Here is a 1249-nt window from a genome sequence, read left to right as displayed (position 1 = left end):
ACTTTTTTTACTTTTTTTATATGGATCCTGCATATAGTGTATATATAAAAAAACTAAAAATAACAAATACTTGTATAGATTGCAGTTTGTACAACTTAGAGTGCGACAGATTTAGCGGTTTCCATTTATCGAGCGAAAAAAGTTGGCTTTTTTTAGTTTTTTATCAATCAAAAGCCCTCGTAGGAAGACTTATTTAAAATTTAAAATTGGAGTCTCCTGGGAATGTTTGTCGAATATTGTAAATCCTCGATGCAAGGAAGGCTATAAATAAAATGGAATAACTCAAAAAAAAAAAAGTATAATTCATAAGATTATTTTTATATTACAATTAATTATTAATTGATTCCCCTTTTGTTCCTCCTTAAAATAAAGAAAGAAATTTAAATCAAGTATTATGATTATTAACTCTTAAGAATTGATATAAAAAGATGGCGTTTCAAAGAGTTTTCAGAAGGAAAATTTTCGTCTCTTTAGTTTATTCAGTAAGTATTTTAAACAACTCTCTTAACGTACTTATAAATAATAATGATACTAATAATAATAAATCTTTTCTTTTATTAATTAAATTAGGCTCTCATCCAAATATTTTTTACTCTACAAATTTCTTTCTTTCTGTTAATAGTGCATACTGTTCGCTTTTTACTTAAATGGATTCAGACTATGATACTGTGGAAGTGGTTCTTACGGGAAAGAGCGCAGCAAAAGAAGTTGATCTTAATCAAGGTGATCTTAATCAAGGTATGTTGAACAAATGCATTTTATTTATTTATAAATTCAATTAATTAATTATTTATACAATAATTTAAAATTTAATATTTATTATAAACAGAATTGGTAAATTCGCTATTTAAAGCCAGAAGACTATTATTTAAAGAGAGTAAATATAAGAGAATTATCATTGATGATTCCAATGCAATTACGTTAGAAACATATGATGGTAAAGCGTTGCAGTTACGTTGTGAAGATGAACAATCCAATAATGATGTAAGTCGAGATGAACAATCCAATAATGATTTAAGTCGAGATGAATATGAGAAAGATGAGGAAAACAAGGAAGATGAGGAAGATGAGATAGACGAAATAGAAAAAGAAGATGAGGAAGATGAAATAGACGAAATAGAAAAAGAAGATGAGGAAGATGAGATAGACGAAATAGAAAAAGAAGATGAAGATACGGAAGATGAAGAAGATGAAGAAGATGAGGAAGAAGAAAAGAAATTAAATAATAATAAGAAACGTCCGCTACAGC

Annotated in this window: 1 pseudogene; it reads right to left on the bottom strand. The window is 27.4% G+C overall.

The features are described 5' to 3' along the window. Positions 1-1037: 1037 nt before the first annotated feature. Positions 1038-1249, bottom strand: a pseudogene (locus DMG62_24405) (hypothetical protein).

The sequence above is a fragment of the Acidobacteriota bacterium genome (assembly GCA_003225175.1).
GTDB lineage: Bacteria > Acidobacteriota > Terriglobia > Terriglobales > Acidobacteriaceae > Gp1-AA112.
Note: the sequence above shows the minus strand (reverse complement) of the source record. Positions and strands in the feature narration are given on the sequence as shown.